The following is a 17,670-nucleotide window of genomic DNA, read 5'->3' as shown; positions in this document are numbered from 1 at the left end:
CGCACCACCCCGTCAGTAGCTGAACAGGAGGGACAGCTGATAGAAACAGAAGCCACTGGAGCACCTCAAAAACACCATCATACACTAAATCAGTAAGTTGGCAGCATCACCTGCTGGCTTGATGAATTTGCCGAGCCTGCTATAGCCCGCAAAATTTATTCATCGGCTTTTCCGCTGGTGGATATTACCGTGGTGCCGGATGACGAGATTATGCAACATCGCAAAATGGCGCTGTTGGAGTTAATTCAGAAACATATTCGTCAGCGCGATCTGTTGGGATTAGTCGACCAAATTGTTTCGCTGCTAGTTACAGGGAACACTAATGACAGACAGCTAAAAGCCCTGTTTAATTACGTATTACAAACGGGGGATGCCCAGCGTTTCCGTGCATTTATTGGTGAGATAGCGGAACGCGCACCACAAGAAAAGGAGAAACTGATGACTATTGCTGACAGATTACGTGAAGAAGGGCGGAATGATGGATTAATTCTTGGCAAACGCGAAGAAGCCCTGCGTATTGCTCAGGAGATGCTGGAGAGAGGTTTAGACCGAGAGTTAGTTATGATGGTGACCCGACTTTCACCAGACGATCTTATCGCGCAAAGCCACTAACCCTGTAACACCGGGAGTTAACTGGCGGATGTTTGCAGTAAACCACATCAGCGAACGACATCCGCCAGCGCCTCTTCTAAATCGTACCAACGAAACGCAAAACCCGCTTCTTCCAGCCGTTTAGGCAGCGCGCGTTGTCCACCTAATACCAGTACTGAAGATTCGCCCATTAACAGCCGAATGGCGGTTGCGGGGACGCGCAAAATAGCCGGGCGATGCAGAGCATGACCGAGCGCATGGGCAAATTGTTCATTGCGTACCGGGTAGGGCGAAACCATATTAAATGGCCCGCGCAGCTCGTTATCCAGCAGCCAGAGAATGCCGTTGACCATATCATCAATATGAATCCAGGCCAGATACTGCCGACCGGAACCAATCGGCCCGCCCAGGCCAAGACGAAACGGCGGCAGCATTTTACCGAGAATACCGCCATCCGGTGCCAGCACTACGCCGGTACGCAGCAGGCACACTCGCGTTTTGTCACTTTGCGCCCGGCAGGCAATTTCTTCCCAGTGGGCGCAGAGTTTATGAGTAAATTCGTTATGCGGCGGTTCCTCTTCGGTAACCACCACTTCACCTAAGTCGCCATAATAGCCCGTTGCCGAGCCGGAAATGAGTACCGACGGCGGCGTGTCGCTGGCATTAATCAAATCGACCAGTTTTTGCGTGATATTCCAGCGGCTTTGGCAGAGACGCTCTTTTTGCTCGTGAGTCCAGCGTTTATCAGCAATCGGTTCTCCGGCCAGGTTGATTACCGCATCAACGCCGTTGAGGTTGCTTTGATCGGCAAGCCCTTGCCATAGTGCCACCCGAGGGCCGAGAACAGAACTGGCTTTCTGCGGGTTACGCGTCATTACCGTGATTTGATGGCCCAGCTCCAGCAAACGTGGAATCAAATGGCGACCAATTAATCCTGTCCCTCCGGTGATCACTATCTTCATGCAGCCTCCCGATATGGCGGTTAACGCTGCCAGCTTAAGGTCATGGATACCGAATCGGCGTAGCGCAGCGCGTGCAGTTTATCGATCTCCACTTCAGCATACGTCACCCAGTGATGTTCACGTGCGATATCGAGCACATCCTGAGTTAATTTTTCCAGCAAAGAGAAACGGTTATTCTCTACATGCTGAATAATGTTTTTCGTCACGGTGCGATAATTCAGCGCATCGTTGATATCTTCGCTGGTGCGCGCTTTATCGGCGGGGTAGTGGATAGTCACATTGATAACAATATCCTGACGGTTGTTAATTTCTTCTTCCTTAATTCCGATAAACGTACGTAAACGAAGGTTCTTTATACGAATAATAGCGGCAGGTTGTGCCATTGCAGGTTCTCCGTTGTTTTACTTAGGATGAAATAATACACGAGAACCTGTTTCTGTTAACTATCCGAACGCTCATCACCGTGTTGTGCTTTTAGCAGTGCCTGCCCAGTGGCAGGGCGCGAACGGATCCGCTCATGCCAGTTCTTGACTGCCGGATACATTGCGAGGTCAATTCGCTGGCGAGTCCAGGCATTAACCCACGGCCAGCAGGCAATATCCGCAATGCTGTAGTTCTCGCCACCCAGCCAGGGCGAGTTTTCCAGCCGCTTGTTCAGTACATGGTACAGACGCTGAGTTTCAACCTGATAACGTTCAATAGCGTAAGGAATGGTTTGGGAGGCTGCGTGATTAAAATGATGATTTTGCCCAAGCATCGGCCCCAGTCCGCCTACCTGCCAGAATAACCACTGTAATGTGGCGGCGCGCTCACGCGTTTCATGACTCAAAAAGAGTCCTGTTTTCTCAGCCAGATACAACAAAATGGCACCAGACTCAAAGAGGCTTAGCGGTTCGCCGCCATCGGCTGGAGAATGATCAACAATTGCCGGAATTTTGTTGTTAGGCGAAATGTGCAAAAATTCCGGGCGAAACTGACCGCCTTTCCCCAGGTCTACCTTTATCAAGCGATAATCCAGCCCTGCTTCTTCGAGAAACAGCGTAATTTTGTGACCATTTGGTGTCGGGGCGAAATAGAGATCGATCATTGCAGCTCCGGTTGTCTAATCATCTGAACACCACAAGTATAGAAAGCGCGGCGACTTGCGTGAGTATTCGTCACGTGACAGTGACAAAAAGGCTCTATAGTTTGATAGCCAGCCCCCTTTATTGCCGAGGTCATAATGAGTAAACCCGCTATCACGCTTTGGTCAGATGCCCATTTTTTCTCCCCTTATGTGTTATCCGCCTGGGTGGCGTTGCAGGAAAAAGGCCTGTCGTTTCATATCAAGACCATCGACCTCGACAGCGGTGAACATTTGCAGCCGACGTGGCAAGGTTACGGTCAGACACGCCGTGTGCCGTTATTACAAATCGATGATTTTGAGTTGAGTGAATCTTCTGCCATTGCGGAGTATCTGGAAGATCGATTTGCGCCACCGACCTGGGAACGCATTTATCCGCTTGATTTAGAAAATCGTGCGCGTGCACGACAGATTCAGGCCTGGCTGCGTAGCGATCTGATGCCCATCCGCGAAGAACGTTCGACAGATGTCGTTTTTGCGGGTGCGAAAAAAGCGCCATTAACGGCGGAGGGAAAAGCCAGTGCAGAGAAACTGTTCGCGATGGCAGAACATTTGTTAGCACTGGGTCAGCCGAATTTATTTGGTGAATGGTGCATTGCTGATACTGATCTGGCGCTAATGATTAACCGCCTGGTACTACATGGCGATGAGGTGCCAGAACGCCTGGTGGATTATGCAACATTCCAGTGGCAGCGAGCGTCTGTCCAGCGTTTTATTGCTCTTTCGGCGAAGCAATCTGGCTGATAGCAACGACAGAATCCAGTATCATAGCTTACGTTTTTTCGACGAGGAGTGAGTGATGAAACTGATGTTTGCATCGGACATTCATGGGTCGTTACCGGCGACGGAACGTGTTCTGGAGTTGTTTGCCCAAAGTGGTGCCCAGTGGCTGGTGATCCTTGGCGACGTGTTGAATCACGGCCCGCGTAATGCTTTACCGGAGGGTTACGCGCCAGCCAAAGTCGCTGAACGGCTTAATGAAGTGGCACATAAGGTTATCGCTGTGCGCGGCAATTGCGACAGCGAAGTGGATCAAATGCTTTTGCATTTCCCGATAACCGCGCCGTGGCAACAGGTATTACTGGAAAAACAACGTCTGTTTTTGACGCATGGTCATCTGTTTGGCCCGGAAAACCTACCTGCTTTAAACCAGAACGATGTGCTGGTGTACGGTCATACCCATCTGCCAGTGGCAGAACAGCGGGGGGAGATTTTCCACTTCAACCCCGGCTCGGTGAGTATTCCTAAAGGCGGTAATCCGGCGAGTTATGGCATGCTGGATAATGACGTACTTAGTGTAATCGCACTCAATGATCAAAGTATCATTGCGCAGGTCGCGATTAATCCGTAATTTACCCACAACTCAAAATGCGCCGTAAGAGCGCCAGAAAAAGAAGGTTTCCTGATAATGGAACAGCGTCGTTTGGCAAGTACTGAATGGGTGGATATTGTCAATGAAGAGAACGAAGTCATTGCACAAGCCAGCCGGGAACAAATGCGGGCACAGTGTCTGCGTCATCGTGCAACTTACATCGTCGTGCATGATGGCATGGGCAAAATTCTGGTCCAGCGTCGTACCGAGACAAAAGACTTTTTACCCGGCATGTTAGATGCGACCGCAGGCGGTGTAGTCCAGGCCGATGAGCAACTGCTGGAATCCGCGCGTCGCGAAGCGGAAGAAGAGTTGGGCATTGCCGGTGTCCCCTTTGCCGAGCACGGGCAGTTCTATTTCGAAGATAAAAATTGCCGTGTCTGGGGCGCGTTGTTCAGCTGCGTCTCTCACGGTCCCTTCGCCCTACAGGAAGATGAAGTCAGCGAAGTTTGCTGGCTGACGCCGGAAGAAATCACCGCACGCTGCGATGAGTTCACTCCAGACTCGCTGAAAGCGCTGGCGTTGTGGATGAAGCGCAATGCCAAAAATGAAGCCGTAGAGACTGAAACGGCAGAATGAAAAAAGAGCCGCAATTGCGGCTCTTAACATTTTTAGTGGTAGCCCATCAACTGAGCGCCGATCACCACGACGCTGGACATAATAAACAGCAGTCCAAGCAGTGTCGCGCCCACCTTCAGCCAGTTACGGAAGTCCACCCGGCAAACACCGAGCGTTGCCATTAACGAAGCTGAGGTCGGGTAAATGATGTGGCTGAAGCCATCACCAAACTGGAACGCCAGAACGGTAACCTGACGGTTTACACCGACCAGATCGCCAAGCGGTGCCAGTAACGGCATGGTTAACGCCGCCTGACCAGAACCAGATGTCACGAAGAAATTAAATACCGCCTGGAAGAGCAACATAAACCAGGCCGCGACCGCGTTATCCAGACCGCTAATGGCATTGGCAATGCTGTTGAGGATGGTATTTAACACGCTGGCATCACCCGCTTCACCATTACCGACCAGCAGCAAAATCCCTTTGGCGAAACCCACCAGCAGGGCAGGGGCGATCATCATTCGCGCCCCTTCGGTAAAGGATGAAGCCATGGTATTAACCGTCATGCCGTTAAGGCGGAAAACAACGCCGATGATGCCAATCACCAGACCCATGGTGAAGAACTGGCTGGCAATTTCTGGAATAAACCAGGCATTAACGATCACGCCCCAAATCACCCAGACCATTACGGCGGTCAGGACAATCAATACCAGCCAGTCACCAAAGGTAAACGGACGTTGTTCAACATCCGCCTGCTTTTCACGAAAGAAGCGGTCGGACTCATGCACGCGTGACAGAAGAGGATTCTTTTTCACTCGTGAGGCGTACACCATGGTAAAGATCAGGCCAATCAGAGTGGCGATAACCCACACCACGATGCGCAACCCGGAGCCAGAAAGCACCGGAACGCCGGCAATCCCCTGAGCAACAACCACACAAAACGGGTTCATCCACGAACTGGCAAAACCGATTTGCGTGGCGATATAGGTCACCAGGACGGTGGTAATACTGTCATAGCCCAGCCGGACCATTAGCGGTGCGATGATAATGGCAAAGGCGACGGCCTCTTCTCCCATACCAAATACCGCGCCGCCAAGTGAAAACAGAATAAAGAGCGCAGGAATAAAGAGAATTTCATTTCCGCGGGTATGGCGAATAAGCGCCAGGATACCGTTATCAATGGTTCCTGTACGCATCACAATGCCAAACGCGCCGCCAATCACCAGCATAAACATGATGATGCCAACGGCTGTCCCGTATTTCGATCCTGAGGTTAACCCTTCAAACGGGAAGTTCATCAGGCCCGGGCGTTCATCGCCCGTCGTGAACAGCTGTACGCGGTGATACTCAGGTTCGCCTGCTTCGTTAGTCAGAATGCGAAATGAGTGTGGATCTACGACTTTGCGTGTTTTTGTTTGACCATCAACCTGATACTGCACTTCCTGACTGTCAAACATGCCCACCGGAACTACCCAGGTGGCAAGGCTGGTTAAAATGGCAACAAAAAAGATAATCACCAACGTATCGGGCATTGCCCATCTTCTTGTTGGTTTAGATTCAGTGATTGCGGACATAGCGCAAATATTCCCTTGCACAAAACAAAGTGGTAAGTATGCAAATTGAGATGGCGCAATTCATTGATGCAGCGCAGTTAAGCAAGATAATCAGAAAGGATTAATGCAAATTAAGAGAATAAAAAACCGGAAATAGTGACTATTTCCGGTTCAGATATCCGCAGCGTAAAGCTGCGGATGATGACGAGATTACTGCTGCTGTGCAGACTGAATCGCAGTCAGCGCGATGGTGTAGACGATATCGTCAACCAGTGCGCCACGGGACAGGTCGTTAACCGGCTTGCGCATACCCTGCAGCATCGGTCCGATAGAGATCAGGTCAGCAGAACGCTGTACCGCTTTGTAGGTGGTGTTACCGGTGTTCAGATCCGGGAAGATGAACACGGTAGCGCGACCTGCAACCGGAGAGTTCGGTGCTTTGGATTTCGCAACGTCAGCCATTACCGCAGCGTCGTACTGCAGCGGACCGTCGATCATCAGGTCAGGACGTTTTTCCTGCGCCAGACGAGTTGCTTCGCGAACTTTTTCTACGTCGCTACCAGCACCAGAAGTCCCGGTGGAGTAGGAGAGCATAGCAACGCGCGGTTCGATACCGAAGGCCGCAGCGGAATCTGCGGACTGAATCGCGATTTCTGCCAGCTGTTCTGCGGTCGGATCCGGGTTGATCGCACAGTCACCGTAAACGTAAACCTGTTCCGGCAGCAGCATGAAGAACACGGAAGATACCAGGGAGCTGCCCGGTGCAGTTTTGATCAGCTGCAGCGGCGGACGGATGGTGTTTGCGGTAGTGTGAACAGCACCGGAAACCAGACCATCAACTTCATCCTGTTCCAGCATCAGCGTACCGAGAACCACGTTATCTTCCAGCTGTTCGCGGGCAACGGTTTCGGTCATGCCTTTGTTCTTACGCAGCTCGACCAGACGACCAACATAGCTTTCGCGAACCACTTCTGGATCAACGATTTCAATGCCTGCACCCAGTTCTACACCCTGAGACGCTGCAACACGGTTGATCTCTGCCGGATTACCCAGCAGTACGCAAGTTGCGATACCACGTTCAGCACAGATAGCGGCTGCCTTAACGGTACGCGGTTCGTCACCTTCCGGCAGAACGATACGTTTGCCCGCTTTGCGCGCAAGTTCAGTCAGCTGATAACGGAACGCTGGCGGAGACAGACGACGGCTGCGCTCAGAAGTGGCCGTCAGAGAATCGATCCAGTCAGCGTTGATGTAGTTAGCAACGTATTCCTGAACTTTCTCGATACGCTCGTGATCGTCAACCGGAACTTCCAGGTTGAAGCTCTGCAGGCTCAGAGAAGTCTGCCAGGTGTTGGTGTTCACCATAAATACCGGCAGGCCGGTAGCGAAAGCACGTTCGCACAGTTTAGAAATGCGCGCGTCCATTTCGTAGCCGCCAGTCAGCAGCAGGGCACCGATTTCTACGCCGTTCATGGCAGCCAGGCACGCGGCAACCAGCACGTCAGGACGGTCTGCGGAAGTCACCAGCAGAGAACCGGCACGGAAGTGCTCCAGCATGTGCGGAATGCTGCGTGCGCAGAAAGTGACGGATTTAACGCGGCGAGTATTGATGTCGCCTTCGTTGATGATGGTCGCATTCAGGTGGCGAGCCATATCGATCGCACGAGTCGCGATCAGGTCAAAGCTCCACGGCACTGCGCCGAGAACCGGCAGCGGGCTGGATTCTTGCAGCTTCGCCGGATCAACATTGTTTACTTTAGCTTTGGAAGAGTCGTCGAAAATCTCGGACAGATCCGGGCGAGTACGGCCCTGTTCATCAACCGGTGCATTCAGTTTGTTAACGATAACGCCGGTGATGTTGGTGTTTTTGGCACCGCCGAAGCTGTTGCGGGTCAGTTCGATACGCTCTTTCAGCTGTTCCGGGGTGTCAGTGCCCTGAGACATAACGAAGACGATTTCCGCATTCAGCGTTTTAGCGATTTCGTAGTTCAGAGACTGGGCAAACTGGTGCTTACGTGTCGGGACCAGACCTTCAACCAGAACGACTTCAGCGTCTTTGGTGTTAGCGTGGTAGTTTGCGACGATCTCTTCCATCAGCACATCTTTCTGATTGCTGGAAAGCAGACCTTCAACGTAGCTCATTTTCAGCGGTTCAGCGGCCGTCGTAGTGGAAGAGTTCGCACGTACGATAGTCGTAGTCTGATCGGGCGCATCGCCACCGGTACGCGGCTGAGCGATAGGTTTGAAAACGCTCAGACGAACGCCTTTGCGTTCCATTGCACGGATCACGCCAAGGCTGACGCTGGTCAGACCGACGCTGGTTCCGGTAGGGATCAGCATAATAATACGGGACACGGTTTATCCTCTTTCGTTACCGCCGATTTGGCGGGTTACAAAACAGCACCGCCAGCTGAGCTGGCGGTGTGAAATCAGGCAGTCAGGCGGCTCGCGTCTTGCGCGATAACCAGTTCTTCGTTGGTTGGGATAACCACCGCAGGACGGGTACCTTCTTTGTTGATGAAACCAGATTTGCCGAAACGTGCAGCCAGGTTGCGTTCATGATCAACTTCAAAGCCCAGCACGCCCAGTTTGCCCAGAGACAGTTCACGAACCATCGCGGCATTTTCACCGATACCACCGGTGAATACAACAGCGTCCAGACGACCATCCATCAGCGCAGTGTAGGCACCGATGTATTTCGCCAGGCGGTGGCAGTAAACGTCCATTGCGCGCTTCGCGTCTTCTTTCGTCGCGTAGTTGTCTTCAACATAGCGGCAGTCGCTGGTCACTTCGGTCAGACCCAGCAGGCCAGACTCTTTGGTCAGCAGTTTGTTGATTGCGTCAACGCTCATGCCCAGGGTGTCGTGCAGGTGGAAGATGATCGCCGGATCGATATCACCAGAACGGGTACCCATGACCAGACCTTCCAGCGGGGTCAGGCCCATAGAGGTGTCAACGCATTTACCGTTGCGGATAGCAGAAACGGAACCACCGTTGCCCAGGTGGCAGGTGATGATGTTCAGTTCTTCTACCGGTTTGTTCAGCATTTTTGCCGCTTCCTGGGTTACATAGAAGTGGCTGGTGCCGTGCGCGCCGTAACGACGGATGCCGTGCTCTTTGTACAGGTTGTACGGCAGGGCGTAGAGGTAAGACTCTTCCGGCATAGTCTGGTGGAACGCGGTGTCAAATACAGCAACGTTTTTGTCTTTCAGCTGAGGGAAAGATTTCAGAGCTTCTTCGATACCGATCAGGTGAGCCGGGTTGTGCAGCGGTGCAAAAGAAGCTGCATCTTTGATACCCTGAATAACAGACTCATCGATCACTACGGAGCTGGTATACTTTTCGCCGCCGTGTACGATACGGTGACCGATAGCAGTCAGCTGCGCAGACAGTTCTGGTTTTTGTGCCAGAATAGTATTAACGATAAAGTTGAGCGCTTCGCTGTGAGCGGCGCCTGCACCTAAAGCCGCTTCCTGTTTATTGCCGTCCATTTTCCATTTGATACGTGCTTCGGGCAGGTGGAAACATTCGGCTAAACCAGAAAGGTACTCTTCACCATTTACTGCATCGATGATGGCAAATTTCAGTGAAGAACTACCGCAGTTCAGAACCAGTACTAACTTACTCGACATGGAAGTACCTATAATTGATACGTGGCTAAAAAAACGTCAGGGAGCCATAGAGCGTAGCGCATGATGACACCGACATTTATGATTAACATCATGCACTGCAAATTTTTTTTGCATGATGGAAGAAATATCTTGAGTCTATGCCATTTTGCGTAATTTTCAGCCAATGGCATAATGTATATGAATTTGACGACTCAATGAATATGTACTACTTAGGCCTTCAGGCTGCTAAAGGATACCTGATAGTGGGTATGGAAGACAAAATGTTTTGAACGTTGTCCCGCTGAGTTGTGAATTTGCACAAATTTTTGAATCTTTATATGTGAAGTTGAGGTGAAGCATGTCAACGCCGGATAATCGTTCTGTTAATTTTTTTAGCTTGTTTCGCCGGGGACAGCATTACTCAAAGACGTGGCCGCTGGAAAAACGCCTTGCCCCGGTCTTTGTCGAAAATCGCGTTATCAAGATGACGCGTTATGCGATCCGTTTTATGCCGCCGATCGCCGTATTTACTCTCTGCTGGCAGATTGCCCTGGGCGGTCAGCTTGGGCCGGCAGTTGCCACTGCGCTGTTCGCCTTAAGTTTACCCATGCAGGGATTGTGGTGGCTGGGCAAACGTTCTGTAACGCCATTACCCCCTGCAATCCTTAACTGGTTTTATGAAGTTCGCGGTAAATTGCAGGAGTCTGGACAGGTGTTGGCACCCGTTGAAGGCAAGCCTGATTACCAGGCATTAGCTGACACGCTTAAGCGCGCCTTCAAACAACTGGATAAAACTTTCCTTGATGATTTGTAATTGACCCCTGATTACGCATATAAAAGAAGGCATACTCAGCCTTCTTTTTTTTTCACCGTAGTAGAGTGATACAGGAGTCAACAATGGAAATGACCAACGCGCAACGTCTTATTTTGTCTAACCAGTACAAGATGATGACTATGCTCGATCCGGCAAATGCTGAACGTTACCGTCGCCTGCAAACAATCATTGAGCGTGGTTATGGATTACAGATGCGTGAACTGGATCGCGAGTTTGGCGAGCTGAAAGAAGAAACCTGCCGCACTATCATCGACATTATGGAGATGTATCATGCGTTGCATGTTTCCTGGTCTAATTTGCAGGACCAGCAATCCATCGATGAACGTCGTGTCACCTTCCTCGGCTTTGACGCCGCCACTGAAGCACGTTACCTCGGTTATGTCCGCTTTATGGTTAATGTGGAAGGACGCTATACCCATTTTGATGCCGGAACTCACGGTTTTAACGCCCAGACGCCAATGTGGGAAAAATATCAGCGCATGCTTAATGTGTGGCATGCCTGCCCGCGTCAGTACCATTTGAGCGCCAACGAAATTAATCAAATTATCAACGCCTGAGGAGGCCCGCGTGCGGTGCAAAGGTTTTCTGTTTGATCTTGATGGAACGCTGGTGGATTCCCTGCCTGCGGTAGAACGGGCGTGGAGCAACTGGGCCAGACGTCATGGGTTAGCGCCGGAAGAGGTGCTGGCTTTTATTCACGGTAAACAGGCGATCACCTCTTTGCGCCATTTTATGGCGGGCAAATCCGAGGCTGATATTGCCGCCGAGTTTACGCGTCTGGAGCAAATCGAGGCCACGGAAACCGAGGGTATTACCGCACTTCCGGGGGCAATCGCCTTACTCAATCATTTGAATAAAGCAGGTATTCCGTGGGCCATTGTGACTTCTGGCTCCATGCCGGTAGCGCGAGCGCGCCATAAAATAGCTGGGCTTCCCGCGCCAGAGGTGTTTGTGACCGCTGAGCGAGTGAAGCGCGGAAAACCAGAACCTGATGCGTATCTGCTAGGCGCGCAGCTGCTGGGGCTTGCGCCGCAGGAGTGTGTAGTGGTGGAAGATGCTCCCGCTGGCGTGCTTTCTGGCCTGGCGGCGGGTTGCCATGTCATTGCGGTTAACGCTCCGGCAGATACCCCGCGCCTGAATGAGGTCGATTTGGTCCTCCACAGTCTGGAGCAAATTACTGTGACCAAACAGCCAAATGGCGATGTTATTATTCAGTGAAACACCTGATCATGATTTAGCCCCGTCTCGTCGGGGCTTTTTTATGGCAGAATCAAGTCATCCCCCTCAATTAACAAGGATAAGTTGTGAACGGTGAATTGATTTGGGTTCTTTCATTACTGGCCGTTGCCATCGTCTTGTTTGCGACGGGCAGAGTGCGTATGGATGCGGTCGCTTTGTTTGTTATTGTCGCGTTTGCATTAAGCGGAACGCTGACGGTCCCCGAAGTATTTTCCGGCTTTTCCGATCCTAACGTTGTCCTGATTGCCGCCTTGTTTATTATTGGCGATGGTTTGGTCCGTACCGGTGTTGCCACTGTAATGGGGACATGGCTGGTCAAAGTGGCGGGCAACAGTGAAATCAAAATGTTGGTTTTGTTGATGCTGACCGTCGCGGGGCTTGGCGCGTTTATGAGTTCAACCGGCGTTGTCGCTATCTTTATTCCCGTGGTGTTAAGCGTTGCCATGCGTATGCAAACTTCGCCGTCGCGCCTGATGATGCCGTTGAGTTTTGCCGGGCTGATTAGCGGCATGATGACGCTGGTGGCGACGCCGCCGAACCTGGTAGTCAACAGTGAATTGCTGCGTGAAGGCTATCACGGCTTCAGTTTCTTTAGCGTAACACCTATTGGCCTGGTCGTGCTGGTGCTGGGTATTTTGTATATGTTAGTGATGCGTTTCATGCTGAAAGGGGATACCCAGACCCCGCAGCGCGAAGGCTGGACGCGTCGAACCTTTCGCGATCTTATCCGTGAATATCGACTGACCGGGCGTGCGCGTCGTCTGGCTATTCGCCCCGGTTCGCCAATGATTGGTCAACGGCTGGACGATCTCAAATTACGTGAGCGTTATGGCGCTAACGTCATCGGTGTTGAACGCTGGCGGCGTTTTCGTCGCGTTATCGTGAACGTTAATGGGGTTTCTGAATTTCGCGCGCGTGACGTTTTGCTTATTGATATGTCTGCGGCTGATGTCGATCTCCGGCAATTTTGTAGTGAGCAATTGCTGGAGCCGATGGTACTGCGCGGCGAGTATTTTTCTGACCAGGCCCTTGATGTGGGCATGGCAGAGATTTCATTAATTCCTGAGTCTGAACTTATTGGTAAATCGGTGCGCGAAATTGGTTTTCGTACCCGCTACGGACTGAATGTGGTGGGGCTAAAGCGCAATGGCGAGGCGATGGAAGGTTCGCTGGCGGATGAGCCTCTGCTGCTGGGCGATATCATCCTGGTTGTGGGTAACTGGAAACTGATCGGTATGCTGGCCAAACAGGGCCGCGACTTCGTAGCGCTGAACTTACCGGAAGAGGTGAGTGAAGCATCGCCCGCGCACAGCCAGGCACCCCATGCGATTTTCTGTCTGGTGCTAATGGTGGCGTTAATGCTGACCGATGAAATTCCTAATCCTGTTGCCGCTATCATCGCCTGCCTGCTGATGGGGAAATTCCGCTGTATCGATGCTGAAAGCGCCTATAAATCCATACACTGGCCGAGCATTATTTTGATCGTTGGGATGATGCCGTTTGCTGTGGCATTACAGAAAACGGGAGGTGTCGCGCTGGCGGTGAAAGGGCTGATGGACATTGGCGGCGGTTACGGGCCACATATGATGCTGGGTTGTTTGTTTGTCTTGTCGGCGGTTATTGGGCTATTTATCTCTAATACCGCAACGGCGGTGTTGATGGCTCCGATTGCGCTGGCTGCTGCCAAAACGATGGGTGTGTCGCCTTATCCATTTGCGATGGTCGTGGCGATGGCAGCATCCGCCGCCTTTATGACACCGGTTTCTTCACCTGTTAACACACTGGTTTTAGGCCCGGGAAATTACAGCTTCAGTGACTTTGTGAAGTTGGGGGTACCGTTCACCATTATCGTGATGGCGGTTTGTGTGGTGATGATCCCGATGCTGTTTCCGTTTTGACAAGAGCCTGATGTCGCATCCGGCGCTTATTGCCTGATGCGACGCAGACTCCGGCTGCTTACAGCGGTGAATCCTGGCTAATCTCATCGAGCGAAAGATGGAAGCTGGGAACAAAGACTTCCATGAAGTAGTCCATCTCCTGGCTGCGGCGCGCTTCAAGCGTCGCTTCCAGTCGCGTTTTTGCCAGCAAGAATTCATTATTTCCCGCCGCGAGTTCTTCCAGACATTTCAGATATGCACACAGTGCATCTGCCTGTTTCACCAGAGATTTCTCTTCATCGCTATATGCATGCTCGTCAATTAACGGCGCAAAGATATCCCGCAGCTCTTCCGGAACCATATCGACCAGTTTTTGCTGAGCGATTTTTTCAATCGCCTTGTACTCCTGAGCGATTTGCGAATTGAAGTATTTCACCGGGGTAGGGAGATCGCCGGTAAGCACTTCTGAGGCATCGTGGTACATCGCCAGTAAAGCGATACGTTCGGCGTTGACATTACCGCCAAATTTCCGATTTTTGATAGCAGCCAGCGCATGGGCGACCATCGCTACCTGCAAACTGTGTTCGGACACATTTTCCGTCCGCACGTTGCGCATTAGCGGCCAGCGGTTAATGAGTTTCAGGCGGGAGAGATGGGCAAAAAAATGGCTCTGTTTCATAGTGACCTTACGTATGATGACATCATCAGGTCATTGTGGCGGGATAACACTGCCGGATGCAATCTCCGGCAGTGAAATTAAGATTACAGCTGATGATAACCAGAAAGGAAACGCGCGAACTTGCTCAAAGACAGCTCGATATCATCGACACGCGGTAGCGTGACAATGCGGAAGTGATCCGGCCACGGCCAGTTGAATGCCGTCCCTTGCACCAACAGAACTTTTTCCTGCAACAGGAAATCCAGCACCATTTTCTGATCATCGTGAATATTAAAGCGTTTGGCGTCGATTTTCGGGAACATGTACAGCGCACCGCGCGGTTTCACGCAGGAAACGCCCGGAATATCATTGATCAATTCCCATGCGCGGTTACGCTGCTCATAAAGACGACCGCCAGGGGTAATAAATTCACTGATGCTCTGATAACCGCCCAGCGCGGTCTGAATGGCGTGTTGCGCAGGAACGTTAGCACACAGGCGCATTGAAGCCAGCATTTCCAGACCTTCGATGTAACCTTTGGCGTGTTTTTTCGGCCCGTTCAACACCATCCACCCCTGACGGAAGCCAGCAACGCGGTACGTTTTCGACAGTCCGTTAAAGGTAATGGTCAGCAGATCAGGTGCCAGCGGCGCAATTGAGTGATGCTCAGCGTCGTCGTAGAGAATTTTGTCATAAATTTCATCGGCGAAGATAATGAGATTATGCTGACGTGCAATCTCCACTATCTCCATTAAAAGCTCTTTGGAATATACCGCGCCGGTTGGGTTATTTGGGTTGATAATAACGATCCCACGCGTACGAGGCGTAATTTTAGCGCGAATATCATCAAGGTCCGGGAACCAGTCAGAGGATTCATCGCAAAGATAATGCACCGCTTTACCGCTGGAGAGCGAAACCGCCGCGGTCCATAGTGGGTAATCAGGTGCAGGAACCAACATTTCGTCCCCGCTGTTCAGCAATGCCTGCATTGCCTGAACGATAAGCTCCGATACACCATTGCCGATGTAAATATCTTCCACGGTAACATCACGCATGCCACGAGCCTGGTAGTGCTGCATGATGGCTTTACGCGCGGAGTAAAGCCCTTTGGAATCGCAATACCCTTGAGCGGTAGGCAGGTTGCGAATCACGTCAACGAGGATTTCATCTGGCGCGTCAAAACCGAACGGGGCAGGGTTGCCGATGTTCAGTTTCAGTACCTTGTTACCTTCTTCTTCCAGGCGTTTTGCTTCTTTCAGCACCGGACCACGGATGTCGTAACAGACATTCTCTAATTTGCTGGATTTTTCAATGGGGGACATGAATCTTGACCTTTTTTGCTGTTATCGCCACTCCCTGCCGTGGAAGTCAGCTTAGAACAATGTACTCCCCCAGGACGGCGTTTTGAAGGTCTGCAGAATAAGATTTTGCCAGAGTGGAAGGCTTGATTGTGCTGTTAATAACTTAATAATGGCAAAATAATGAGGTGTATATGCTTAATAATTAATGTTATGTAGTGAATTATTCTGATTATTAATTGTGAGTGTGGTTTTTTTATCTGTAAGATAATTGTTTGAAAATGCCTCGTTTAAGAATTCACTAATGAATCGTGATGATGATATTTCCGCATTACGGAGAGTTTAACAGCGTGATGATTTCCGAGGTGTCGTAATGGGTGCAAGGTGTGAAACTATTGTTAAGCGGGATTAATGAATGAGGATGATGCTAATTAATTATTATTTAATATTCAAAAAGGTTTTGTTGTGCTTATTAATAATAGAAGATTACTTTGCCTAACATAACATAACTTTGCATCAGATAATTCGCAATGACCCTTATAAATAAAAGGTTTTTGGGGTAAAATGCTCGCATAAATGACGGATCCCTGCTCTTGATGCCGCCTCACCATTGCTGTTTGTACGTGTTCGCGTATGACCAGCGATGCTGCACGAGAGTGGAACAAGGACTCACATTTACATTTATACAAACACGCGCATGTCATAAATACAAAAGAGTGAGTAACTTAATAGATATGTGATTCCTGAAGATATATTCTGTGATCTACTTCAGGCATTATAACGGAACAATGTGAGTCGCTTTTTTAGTGCAACTCATATGCATTTTTACTTTCGTCCGGGTTCCGGATGAAACTGCCAGGGAGGCACATTACAAATGGAATTGCTTGTTTGTGTGTGCACAGCATTAACCAGCTCAGTATGAGCCGCCAGTAAGTGATAATATATGATAAGTGCAAATCGTCCGATAATTAACCTCGACCTCGATCTGCTGAGAACATTTGTTGCTGTTGCCGATCTGAACACTTTTGCTGCCGCAGCTGCCGCTGTGTGTCGTACTCAGTCCGCCGTAAGTCAGCAAATGCAGCGTCTGGAACAACTCGTTGGGAAAGAACTGTTCGCTCGTCACGGTCGCAACAAACTGTTAACTGAACATGGCATTCAACTTCTTGGTTACGCCAGAAAAATTCTGCGTTTTAATGATGAGGCCTGCTCATCATTAATGTTCAGTAATCTTCAGGGCGTGTTAACTATCGGTGCTTCAGATGAATCTGCCGATACGATCTTACCTTTCCTGTTAAATCGCGTGAGTTCGGTTTATCCGAAACTAGCGCTGGATGTCCGCGTTAAACGTAATGCCTATATGGCAGAAATGCTGGAATCCCAGGAAGTGGATTTGATGGTAACCACCCATCGTCCTTCAACGTTTAAGGCATTGAACCTGCGTACCTCGCCAACACACTGGTACTGCGCAGCGGAATACGTATTGCAAAAAGGCGAGCCGATCCCTCTTGTATTGCTGGATGATCCTAGCCCGTTTCGCGATATGGTGCTGGCGACGCTTAATAAAGCAGATATTCCATGGCGACTGGCTTATGTCGCCTCGACGCTTCCGGCAGTTCGTGCGGCAGTAAAAGCCGGTCTTGGCGTGACGGCAAGGCCGGTCGAGATGATGAGTCCAGACCTGCGTGTGCTGAGTGGAGTAGATGGCTTACCGCCGCTACCCGATACCGAATATTTGCTGTGCTATGACCCGTCCAGTAATAATGAGCTGGCCCAGGTGATCTATCAGGCGATGGAGAGCTACCATAATCCGTGGCAATACAGCCCAATGTCTGCTCCGGAAGGCGATGACTCATTGTTGATTGAAAGGGATATCGAGTAATCGACGGACCATAGATAATTTCTGAGACAATAGTGTAAAAACGAGCCGCTGGGGGTGTTTTAAACCCCAGCGGCTTTTTTTTAGTAAAAAGCCTTCCTCGTATCGTGCAGA

At 50.6% G+C, this 17,670-nt stretch carries 17 protein-coding genes and 1 pseudogene; 9 read left to right on the top strand and 9 right to left on the bottom strand.

The window, feature by feature from the left end; translation table 11 throughout:
* Positions 1–56 (bottom strand): IS1 family transposase (locus ACJHWT_RS02735; RefSeq protein WP_097491765.1); only part of this gene is annotated, 56 nt, incomplete at its 3' end.
* A gap of 55 nt (positions 57–111) precedes the next feature.
* Here ACJHWT_RS02735 and ACJHWT_RS02730 point away from each other — a divergent pair.
* Positions 112–612: pseudogene (locus ACJHWT_RS02730) on the top strand (Rpn family recombination-promoting nuclease/putative transposase); the annotation flags it as partial.
* Between the two features lie 47 nt (positions 613–659).
* Here ACJHWT_RS02730 and ACJHWT_RS02725 read toward each other — a convergent pair.
* The 3 genes from ACJHWT_RS02725 to yfcG are packed head-to-tail and all read right to left on the bottom strand — an operon-like array spanning position 660 to position 2,640.
* Positions 660–1,553, bottom strand: a complete 894-nt coding sequence (locus ACJHWT_RS02725; protein ID WP_000706601.1) for a TIGR01777 family oxidoreductase — start codon at positions 1,551–1,553, stop codon at positions 660–662.
* A 20-nt stretch (positions 1,554–1,573) separates the two neighbouring features.
* Positions 1,574–1,936 (bottom strand): dihydroneopterin triphosphate 2'-epimerase, encoded by a 363-nt coding sequence (folX, locus tag ACJHWT_RS02720; RefSeq protein WP_000068457.1) that lies wholly within the window; start codon positions 1,934–1,936, stop codon positions 1,574–1,576.
* Positions 1,937–1,992: 56 nt separating this feature from the next.
* Positions 1,993–2,640, bottom strand: coding sequence for a GSH-dependent disulfide bond oxidoreductase (yfcG, locus tag ACJHWT_RS02715; protein ID WP_000566487.1), 648 nt, complete (start codon positions 2,638–2,640; stop codon positions 1,993–1,995).
* A 135-nt stretch (positions 2,641–2,775) separates the two neighbouring features.
* Here yfcG and yfcF point away from each other — a divergent pair, with 135 nt between their 5' ends.
* The 3 genes from yfcF to yfcD are packed head-to-tail and all read left to right on the top strand — an operon-like array spanning position 2,776 to position 4,627.
* Positions 2,776–3,420, top strand: coding sequence for a glutathione transferase (gene yfcF / locus ACJHWT_RS02710; RefSeq protein WP_000042447.1), 645 nt, complete (start codon positions 2,776–2,778; stop codon positions 3,418–3,420).
* Positions 3,421–3,475: 55 nt separating this feature from the next.
* Complete coding sequence (gene yfcE / locus ACJHWT_RS02705; RefSeq protein ID WP_000772452.1) at positions 3,476–4,027, top strand: phosphodiesterase; 552 nt, start codon at positions 3,476–3,478, stop codon at positions 4,025–4,027.
* A 57-nt stretch (positions 4,028–4,084) separates the two neighbouring features.
* On the top strand, positions 4,085–4,627 hold the full coding sequence (gene yfcD, locus ACJHWT_RS02700) for an NUDIX hydrolase YfcD (RefSeq protein ID WP_000437935.1): 543 nt from the start codon (positions 4,085–4,087) through the stop codon (positions 4,625–4,627).
* Positions 4,628–4,659: 32 nt separating this feature from the next.
* Here the strand turns inward: yfcD and yfcC are convergent, their stop codons facing one another.
* The 3 genes from yfcC to ackA all read right to left on the bottom strand — a co-directional run bounded on the left by yfcC (position 4,660) and on the right by ackA (position 9,791).
* Positions 4,660–6,180 (bottom strand): putative basic amino acid antiporter YfcC, encoded by a 1,521-nt coding sequence (gene yfcC / locus ACJHWT_RS02695; protein ID WP_001274493.1) that lies wholly within the window; start codon positions 6,178–6,180, stop codon positions 4,660–4,662.
* Between the two features lie 189 nt (positions 6,181–6,369).
* The gene (gene pta, locus ACJHWT_RS02690; RefSeq protein WP_000086716.1) at positions 6,370–8,514 is read right to left on the bottom strand and encodes a phosphate acetyltransferase; all 2,145 of its coding nucleotides are present in this window, start codon (positions 8,512–8,514) and stop codon (positions 6,370–6,372) included.
* 74 nt (positions 8,515–8,588) lie between these two features.
* Positions 8,589–9,791: an acetate kinase gene (ackA, locus tag ACJHWT_RS02685; RefSeq protein ID WP_000095707.1), complete on the bottom strand. Its 1,203-nt coding sequence runs from the start codon at positions 9,789–9,791 to the stop codon at positions 8,589–8,591.
* Positions 9,792–10,128: 337 nt separating this feature from the next.
* On the opposite strand from ackA, the gene yfbV reads away from it, so the two are divergent.
* From yfbV to ACJHWT_RS02665, 4 genes are all read left to right on the top strand, one after another.
* On the top strand, positions 10,129–10,584 hold the full coding sequence (yfbV, locus tag ACJHWT_RS02680; protein ID WP_000106627.1) for a terminus macrodomain insulation protein YfbV: 456 nt from the start codon (positions 10,129–10,131) through the stop codon (positions 10,582–10,584).
* 83 nt (positions 10,585–10,667) lie between these two features.
* Positions 10,668–11,162: a YfbU family protein gene (locus tag ACJHWT_RS02675; protein ID WP_000426124.1), complete on the top strand. Its 495-nt coding sequence runs from the start codon at positions 10,668–10,670 to the stop codon at positions 11,160–11,162.
* Positions 11,163–11,172: 10 nt separating this feature from the next.
* On the top strand, positions 11,173–11,823 hold the full coding sequence (hxpA, locus tag ACJHWT_RS02670; RefSeq protein WP_001203399.1) for a hexitol phosphatase HxpA: 651 nt from the start codon (positions 11,173–11,175) through the stop codon (positions 11,821–11,823).
* A gap of 86 nt (positions 11,824–11,909) precedes the next feature.
* Positions 11,910–13,742: an SLC13 family permease gene (locus ACJHWT_RS02665; protein ID WP_001012889.1), complete on the top strand. Its 1,833-nt coding sequence runs from the start codon at positions 11,910–11,912 to the stop codon at positions 13,740–13,742.
* Positions 13,743–13,800: 58 nt separating this feature from the next.
* On the opposite strand, the gene yfbR is transcribed toward ACJHWT_RS02665, so the two are convergent.
* Both yfbR and alaA read right to left on the bottom strand, forming a co-directional pair.
* Complete coding sequence (yfbR, locus tag ACJHWT_RS02660; RefSeq protein ID WP_000813860.1) at positions 13,801–14,400, bottom strand: 5'-deoxynucleotidase; 600 nt, start codon at positions 14,398–14,400, stop codon at positions 13,801–13,803.
* A gap of 83 nt (positions 14,401–14,483) precedes the next feature.
* Positions 14,484–15,701 carry an alanine transaminase AlaA gene (gene alaA / locus ACJHWT_RS02655; protein ID WP_000074527.1) on the bottom strand — a complete coding sequence of 406 codons (1,218 nt, stop codon included), beginning with the start codon at positions 15,699–15,701 and terminating at the stop codon, positions 14,484–14,486.
* A gap of 919 nt (positions 15,702–16,620) precedes the next feature.
* Between alaA and lrhA the strand changes: the two genes are divergently transcribed.
* On the top strand, positions 16,621–17,559 hold the full coding sequence (lrhA, locus tag ACJHWT_RS02650) for a transcriptional regulator LrhA (RefSeq protein ID WP_000622290.1): 939 nt from the start codon (positions 16,621–16,623) through the stop codon (positions 17,557–17,559).
* Positions 17,560–17,670 lie beyond the last annotated feature (111 nt).

The organism is Escherichia sp. WS338, from assembly GCF_046486405.1.
Classification (GTDB): Bacteria; Pseudomonadota; Gammaproteobacteria; order Enterobacterales; family Enterobacteriaceae; genus Escherichia; species Escherichia coli.
The sequence above is the reverse complement of the archived record's forward strand: the minus strand, read 5'-3'. Positions and strand labels throughout refer to the sequence as shown.